Origin of the sequence: Oscillibacter sp. KLE 1745 (assembly GCF_000469445.2) — a bacterium.
Taxonomy (GTDB): Bacteria; Bacillota; Clostridia; order Oscillospirales; family Oscillospiraceae; genus Oscillibacter; species Oscillibacter welbionis.
The window spans coordinates 58647-66500 of sequence record NZ_KI271728.1; the positions used below are offsets into that span (position 1 = coordinate 58647).

Genomic DNA, 7854 nt, shown 5'->3' on the forward strand with positions numbered 1-7854 from the left:
AGGTCGACGGTTCGAGCCCGTTCCGGGTCGCCATCTCCCACGAGATGGAGTTCCATCTCGTGGGTCCCCTTGGGGTTGCAATTCCCCTCCCGCGCCGTGCGGCGCGGAAAAGATTTGCCCAGATAGCTCAGTTGGTAGAGCAGGGGACTGAAAATCCCCGTGTCGCTGGTTCGATTCCGGCTCTGGGCACCACTTGCGGGCATAGCTCATCTGGTAGAGCGCCACCTTGCCAAGGTGGAGGTAGCGAGTTCGAGCCTCGTTGCCCGCTCCACTGAGAATGCCCACACGATCTTGTGTGGGCATTCTCAGTGGAAAAGAAAATTTAAAAAAGCAGTGGACATTTCGGTTCAAACTGCATATAATAAAATAGAAGCAACGGTGACATAGCCAAGTGGTAAGGCAAGGGTCTGCAAAACCCTGATTCCCCGGTTCAAATCCGGGTGTCACCTCCAGAAAAACAACCACATCGAAAAGATGTGGTTGTTTTTTTGCCTAAATGCATTCATGGGCGCAGGGGATTGGATTCCGCCTGTGCCCGCTTTTCTTTTTCATCGGAACCATCCGCACGGCGGAAAGGCTCTGCCCCGCAATCGGACCGCAAAGAATACGGCTCCGCTCGCCTATGCGATTCGATTGCGGGGACGTGTGCCTGCGGATGCTGCTTTGACGAAAATGGATGGGAAGATGGCGGACTTTTTTGGGGAAAAAGATAGCAAAACGGCGAATTCTTTACGAAAAATATACAAGAGCCTGTGAGAAAAACGTGCTATAATGAGTTCGAATAAACAGAGATGTGGGAGACCAGCCCCCGATCCGCCGGCGCGCCCTCCAGGCTGCCGTACGGGTCTGGGGCGTTTTCCCTAGAAGGAGTGTATATGGCACATATCAATTCGGATATTCTGCGCCTCGGCGTGGATGTGGGGTCCACCACCGTCAAAGCAGTGGCCCTGGACCCGGCTGACAACAGCGTACTGTTCACCCGCTATCAGCGGCATAACGCCCATCAGGCGGATACCGTCCGGCAGCTGCTGGAGGAGGCGGCCGGTCACTTTCCCGGCATGCGGTTCCGTATCGGCGTGTGCGGGTCCGGCGGACGGCCCATTGCCGCCGCCCTGGGGGCCTGCTATGTCCAGGAGGTGGTGGCCAACGCGGCGGCAGTCCGGGCCTTGTATCCAAAGGTCCGCACCGCGGTGGAACTGGGCGGACAGGATGCCAAGGTGATCTTCTTCCGCTATGACGAGGCCAGCGGAAAGCTCCAGACCTCCGACATGCGGATGAACGGCAGCTGCGCCGGAGGCACCGGCGCGTTTATCGATGAGATCGCCGCGCTGCTGAACGTGCCGGCGGACGAGTTCGAGCAGCTGGCTGCCCGCGGGAAGACCGTTTACAGCATCTCCGGCCGCTGCGGCGTGTTTGCCAAGACAGACATCCAGCCCCTGCTGATCCAGGGGGCGGAGCGGGCGGATATCGCGCTTTCCACCTTCCACGCCATCGCCAAGCAGACCATCGGCGGCCTGTCCCAGGGACTGGAGCTGACGGCCCCCATCATCTTTGAGGGCGGCCCGCTGACCTTCAACCCCACGCTGGTGCGGGTGTTTGCGGAGCGGCTGAATCTGGAGGAAAGGGATATCGTTCGACCGGACCACCCGGAGACCATCGTGGCCCGGGGCACCGCCATCGCCATCGACGAGCTGTTCCCCGGACAGGAGGACGCCATGACCCTGGCAGAGGCCATGGAGCGGCTGGACAAGGCCCCGGCCCAGACCGAAGGGCCCTCCGGCACCGGCAGGCCCTTCTTTGCCAGCGACGAGGAGCGGGAGGTCTTTCTCCGCCGCCACCGGGCGGAGCTGCGCCGGCCGGTGGATGCCGCGGACCGGCAGATTCTGCGGGGGTACATCGGCATCGACTCCGGCTCCACCACCTCCAAGTGCGTCTTTATAGACGAGAACGAGCAAGTAACGGACACCTTCTACGCCAACAACCAGGGGGAGCCGCTGAAGGTGGTCCGGGAGGGCCTGCTGGCCCTGGCGGAGAAATATGAAAAAATGGGCATCCAGCTGGAAGTGCTGGGCCTGGGCACCACCGGCTACGGCGAGCAGATGCTCTCTGCTGCCTTTCACGCCGACTACCACACGGTAGAGACCGTGGCCCACGCCCGGGGCTGCCGCCGCTTCTTCCCGGACGCCACGTTTCTGCTGGACATCGGCGGCCAGGACATGAAGGCCATCTGGCTGAAGGACGGCGTGGTCACGAACATCATGCTGAACGAGGCATGCTCCTCCGGCTGCGGCTCCTTTTTGGAGAACTTCGCCGCCACCCTGGGGATGCCGGTGGACCAGGTGGCGGACGCCGCTTTCCGATCTCAGGCCCCTGCCGAGCTGGGCAGCCGGTGCACTGTGTTCATGAACAGCACCATCATCAACGAGCAGCGCAACGGCAAGCAGCCTGACGACCTGATGGCGGGGCTGTGCCGGTCCATCATCGAGAACGTGTTCACCAAGGTGGTCCGCATCGCCAACGTGGCGGAGCTGGGGGATCGGGTAGTGGTCCAGGGGGGCACCTTCCGAAACTTCGCCGTCCTGCGGGCCCTGGAGGAGTATCTGGGCCGGGACGTGACCCTGGCCCCCTATCCCGGCGAGATGGGCGCTCTGGGTGCGGCTCTCGCGGTGAAGCAGGAGGTGGAGGCCCACGGCTACGCCAACGGCCGCTGCTCCGCCTTCATCGGCTTTGACGCGGTGAAAAACTTCCAATACACCCGGGAGAGCGGTGTACTCTGCCCCCACTGCACCAACCACTGCAGCCGGACGATCCTGCATTTCCCGGACGGTGGCTGCTATGTCACCGGCAACCGGTGCGACCGGGGCGCCGTTGTGATGGAGGCGGCACCTGCCCATAAGGCCCAGGAAGTGCCGGACCTATTCCGGCTGCGGCAGGAGCTGCTGTTCAAGACATATCCGGTATCCCCCGTGCGGGAGGAGCAGAGCCAGACCGTGGGCCTGCCCCGGGTGCTGGAGTTCTGGGACAGCATGCCCTTCTGGAGTACCTTCTTCCGGGCTCTGGGGTATCGGGTGAAGTTCTCCCATCCCAGCAGCCGCAGACAGTATGAGAGCGGACTGCAGTACGTGGCGTCGGACACCATCTGTTTTCCGGCCAAGCTGGTCCACGGCCATGTGCTGGACCTGTCCAAACAGGGCGTAGACCGGATTTTCCTGCCCTATATCCTCCACATGCCAACAGAGAACAAAGGGGAGAAGAGCCCCTACGTCTGCCCGGTCATCATGGGCTACTCCATGGTGGTGCGGAATTTCCAGTCCCCCGGGGAGCACTTCTCCGTGGGCTTTGAGACGCCGGTGTTCCACTGGTTCAGCAAGCAGGACCGGAAGCGGCAGATCTGCCGGTATGCCGTGGAACACTGCGGCGCCACAAAGCGGCAGGCGGAGGCCGCTTACCGTCAGGCGGAGACGGCCATCCTCTCTTTCCGCCATCAGCTGGTGGAGGAGGGAAAGCGGGTCATCGCGGACACCGGGAAGGCGGGCGGTTTCGCCGTGGTGCTGGCGGGACGGCCCTATCACACGGACCCCCTCATCAACCACGACCTGTCCGGGATGTTCACCCGTCGGGGCATCCCGGTGCTGACGGTGGATAGCCTGCCCGGACTGGAGAAGGCGGACCTGCGCCGGTCCCGTGTGGAGATCACCAATGACTTCCACGCCCGGATGCTCTCCGGCGCCATGGTGACAGCGGAGCAGCCCTGCCTGGAGTACGTGCAGATCGTCAGCTTTGGCTGCGGCCATGATGCCATATTGTCCGATGAGATCATCCGCCTGCTGGGGGAGGGCAGCGGCAAGCCGCCCCTGATCCTGAAGGTGGACGAGAGCGAGGCCGCCGGGTCTCTCGGCATCCGGGTCCAGTCCTTTATTGAGACGGTACAGCTGCGCCGCTCTGCCCAGGCGGAGCAGGCGGCCTGCCGCCTGCCGGAGCCCTACGCGGTGAAGTACCGCAAGGAGGACCGGAAGCTGCGGACTGTGCTGGTGCCAAATATCTCCGCCCCGGTGTCCACTCTTCTCACGGCCTTGATGGACCGGGAGGGTATTCGGGCGGTGAGGCTGCCGGTGGGCGGCGTGGAGCAGATCCGGGTGGGGAAGAAGTACACCCACAATGACATCTGCTTCCCCTGTCAGATGGTCATCGGCGAGCTGATCGACGCCCTGCAGAAGGGAAACTATCCGGAGGACTCCGTGGCCGTGGGCATGGCCAAGCTCAGCTGCGACTGCCGGATGGCCAATTACACCGCGATTCTGCGCAAGGCGCTGGACAGCGCCGGATTTGAAAACGTCCCCATCCTCACCACAGACCCTGGCGACACCAAGGGTATCCACCCCGGCGTGTCCATGCTGGGGGCCCGGTCTGTTCTGCTGGCGGCGTGGGCCTTCTCCATGCTGGACATTCTGGAGGAGCTGTGCCGGAAGATCCGCCCCTATGAGACGGCGGCAGGCGAGACGAACCGCGTGTTCAGCGAATGTGTGGAGTGGATTGCCGCCGCATCCAAGCAGGGGCTGGGCAAGATGATCGGTGCCTTCCGGCGGGCCATCGAGGCATTCCGGGGGCTCCGCTATGACCGCTCCCGCCGCAAGCCCCGGGTGCTGGTCACCGGCGAGCTGCTGGTGAACTTTCATCCCGGCACCAACTTCCACGTGGAGGAGTACCTGGAACGCAACGACATGGAGGTCATCCTGCCCCGCATCACCTACCAGTTCCGCAAGGACTTCCAGGCGGCCATCAGCGAGATCCGGGACTTCGGTGCCCATCTGGCGCCCTATCCCTTCGCCCTGGACGGCGCCGTGGAGTTCATCCAGCGGTTTTTGGAGCGCATTGCCCGGTCCCATCCCCTGTATCACCCGGCGGCCCGGCCTCAGGACCTGTACAGTGACGTGGAGCACTTCATCCCCAAGACCCTCACCTGCGGCGAGGGCTGGCTGATGGCGGGCGAGATCGCCCACTACGCCCACCAGGGGGTCCGGTCCTTCATCATCCTCCAGCCCTTTGGGTGCCTGCCCAACCACGTGTGCGGCCGGGGCGTCACCAAGCGGCTCAAGGAGGAGTTCCCCGGCGTGCAGATCCTGCCCCTGGACCTGGATCCGGACACCAGCTACGCCAATGTGGAGAACCGGCTCCAGATGCTCATCATGAATCAGACCGCGGAGGCGGAGCATTCCGCAGCTAGTGTGGAACCGGCACCCCAAAAGACCCGGGGCGGTTCGCCCCGTCCGGCGCTGTCCTCTACATAAGCGCGGGCGTCGGCTGTATTTTCAGACTCCGGAGAGGAATGCCCGGTGCCGAGGTTCGACCTGGATACAAAGAAGGCAGCCGTTCATGCGAACGGCTGCCTTCTTGAATTTTCGGTTATCGGAAATCTCGGGCATTTCTGGAGGCGCGGACCGGTCGGCGGTCACTTCGCACGTGCAGGAGGCGTGCGGGCGCTTCTATGGACAGTGGAGAGCAGCTCCCGCACCTGCTCCCGGGAGAGGCGGGGCGGAAGCGTGCTGTACAAGCTCCGCTCCACATCGTCCACCAGAATGCTGTACCGAGCCTGCATGGGCGCATCCAGCGCGTCCCGGAGGGGATCCCCTGCCAGACGTTCCAGATACTCCCGGGGGGTCTCCTGGCTTTGACGGCGGCAGCGGCGGCGGGCGCCCCAGCGCTCCAGTTCCAGAAGGGCGGCACGGGGGGTTCCGGCGTACCGCAGCAGAAATGCCCTGACCCGCAGGCGCTGGCCCAGCCGGGAGAGCAGGCCACGGCGGCCCAGACGCTGCCTGACGAGCCCGTCGTCATCATCCTCCTCCGGCAACCTGATGCGGCTGCGGCTGCGCCAGAGCCAGCGCACCAGGGCAGCCACTCCGGCCAGGACCAGCGCGGCCAGGGACAGGAGCAGCAACGCCGTCACCAGCTGAGGGGCGATGGCGGGGCCGGAGGCGCTTTCCACAGGCAGAGCGGCCTCACTGCCGCCTCCGGCGGCGGAGGACATCCCTGCGGACCCGGCGGAGCGGCCCTGGAAGAGAGACGTCAGGAACCGGAATACAGCGATCAGGGCGCCCTCCAGAAGGCTGCCGACGGCCTGAAAGATGGGGATCAGCTCCCCCCTGGCGGCCAGCAGCAGAGCGCAGGCGGCCACAGCCAGCAAGGCCAGGACCGCTGGGACCAGCAGAACAGGAAGCCGCCCGAAGGGAGAACCGGCCCGAATGGTGTTGCGGCCGGAGGTGCGCATCCCCACCACTGCCAGCAGATCCAGCGCCAGCAGCGCCAACAGAACCGGCACCCGGTCCAGCAGCTGAGGGGCGAAGGAGGCCACGATCAGATAGAACAGCCCATACAGGCCCATGTACTCCCCGGCCCCGTGGAGGTGGCGGACCGTGACAGGCGTGACGCCCCAGTGGTATCCCCGGCACAGGGGGAAGAGGTACAGGGGCACCTGAATCACCAGAAGAGGCGGATAGGTCAGGTCCAGCGTGCGGCTGAGCAGGGGGATCCAGACGGCGCAGAGGAGGACGTTCAGCAGCAGAATCTGCCAAAAGCGGCGGGGCTTTTGGAGAAAGAGGCTGTTGCCTGCGGTCATCAGCCCGCCAGAGAGCAGAAACCCCCACATGGAGAAGGGCGGCCGGCCACACAGGAGCTGCCACAGAATATCGGCCGTCAGGAAGACAATCAGCAGCTCGGTGGCCAGCGGCAGGCACTTGAGGGCGGTGGTCTTTCCATGTCTCATAGGCCGCCTCCTGCCCGAAAGGCATTCAGGTCCAGGACCCGCAGGAGGGGGTGAGACTGTTCCCCCCAGGCCAGCAGGGGGACGCGGTGCCGCTCCAGCAGCGCACAGGTACCGGCGTCCAGGCGGCGGACATCCCCGCAGATCAGAAAGGCGCCGGAGAGGGTGCGGAGGCGCGGCAGGATCTCGTCCGCCGTAATGGAGACAGCGGTGTCTGCGGCGGCCAGCAGCGTCAGGACTGCGGGAAGCTGCCGCCGGTCCCGGCAGGCGGCAAACTGCTCCAGCCGCCCGGCGGGGCGGGAGATGAGCAGAGACACGGCCACCTCCTCTTCCATCAGCTGCGCCGCCAGGGAGCCCAGGATCTCCAGGGCAGATTCGAAGTCCTCCGGCGGCAGGCCCGCGAAGGAGGCACCATCCAGCAGGAACGCGGCCCGGCGGGGGGAGATTTTCTCGTAGATGTTCACCATGGCGCCCTGCCCCCGGGCCATCAGGCGGAAGTTCAGGGACCGGGCGTTGTCCCCCGGCTGGTAAGCGCGGACGTTCCGGATCACGGTCCGGTCATCCTGAAAGCCCCGGGCGCCGGTCTCCAGCTCCCAGCTGTTGCGCAGGAACCAGCGGGTGGACACGGGAACCAGCCGGGGAAACACCGCCAGCGTCACGGGCCTGGGCAGTGGGATTTCCTTCTCCCGGATACACAGGCACAGGCCATCGCCGGAGAGCAGCCGGATCCGGTCAAAGGACAGCAGGCCCCGGTGCTCCGCCTGGAGGCGGCTGGTGTAGGACATCCGCTGATGCCCCAGCAGGAAGGAGACGTTCTTTTCATAATAGGGCTTCTGCACGCCCCCCTCCAGGAGTTCCACGGTCTCCCAGCGGTGCTCCGGCCGGAGGGCGCCGCCCGGCTCCAGGGGGAAGCGCACCGTCAGCCAGACCAGGGGCAGCCACTTGGGGTTGTCCAGCGTCACCCGCAGAGGACAGGGCTCCCCGGGGAAGACGCAGCTCCGCTCCGCCTGGAGGGCGGCGTTCACGCCGTCCAGCACATGGCGGGCCCAGAGGCGGGCCGCGGCGGCCACGGCGGCGGCCGCCAGAGAGAAGATGGC

General features: G+C 64.9%; 3 protein-coding genes and 3 tRNA genes. 4 read left to right on the plus strand and 2 right to left on the minus strand.

Translation table 11 applies throughout. The annotated features are described in order from the left end of the window. Positions 1-116: 116 nt before the first annotated feature. The 4 genes from HMPREF1546_RS10515 to HMPREF1546_RS10530 all read left to right on the plus strand — a co-directional run bounded on the left by HMPREF1546_RS10515 (position 117) and on the right by HMPREF1546_RS10530 (position 5288). Positions 117-192 (plus strand) — tRNA-Phe (locus HMPREF1546_RS10515). A gap of 3 nt (positions 193-195) precedes the next feature. After that, positions 196-271 (plus strand) — tRNA-Gly (locus tag HMPREF1546_RS10520). Between the two features lie 106 nt (positions 272-377). Further along, positions 378-452, plus strand: a tRNA-Cys gene (locus HMPREF1546_RS10525). A 423-nt stretch (positions 453-875) separates the two neighbouring features. Continuing rightward, positions 876-5288 carry an acyl-CoA dehydratase activase gene (locus HMPREF1546_RS10530; protein WP_198016062.1) on the plus strand — a complete coding sequence of 1471 codons (4413 nt, stop codon included), beginning with the start codon at positions 876-878 and terminating at the stop codon, positions 5286-5288. A 161-nt stretch (positions 5289-5449) separates the two neighbouring features. On the opposite strand, the gene HMPREF1546_RS10535 is transcribed toward HMPREF1546_RS10530, so the two are convergent. Further along, complete coding sequence (locus tag HMPREF1546_RS10535; RefSeq protein WP_021749078.1) at positions 5450-6760, minus strand: DUF4129 domain-containing protein; 1311 nt, start codon at positions 6758-6760, stop codon at positions 5450-5452. Next, positions 6757-7854: DUF58 domain-containing protein (locus HMPREF1546_RS10540; RefSeq protein ID WP_021751913.1), on the minus strand; the 1098-nt coding region annotated here is incomplete at its 5' end. The genes HMPREF1546_RS10540 and HMPREF1546_RS10535, both read right to left, overlap by 4 nt.

Coding starts and splice junctions, on each gene's coding strand:
- HMPREF1546_RS10535 (WP_021749078.1), bottom strand. CDS start 6,760: ATGAGACATGGAAAGACCACCGCCCTCAAGTGCCTGCCGCTGGCCACC.
- HMPREF1546_RS10530 (WP_198016062.1), top strand. CDS start 876: ATGGCACATATCAATTCGGATATTCTGCGCCTCGGCGTGGATGTGGGG.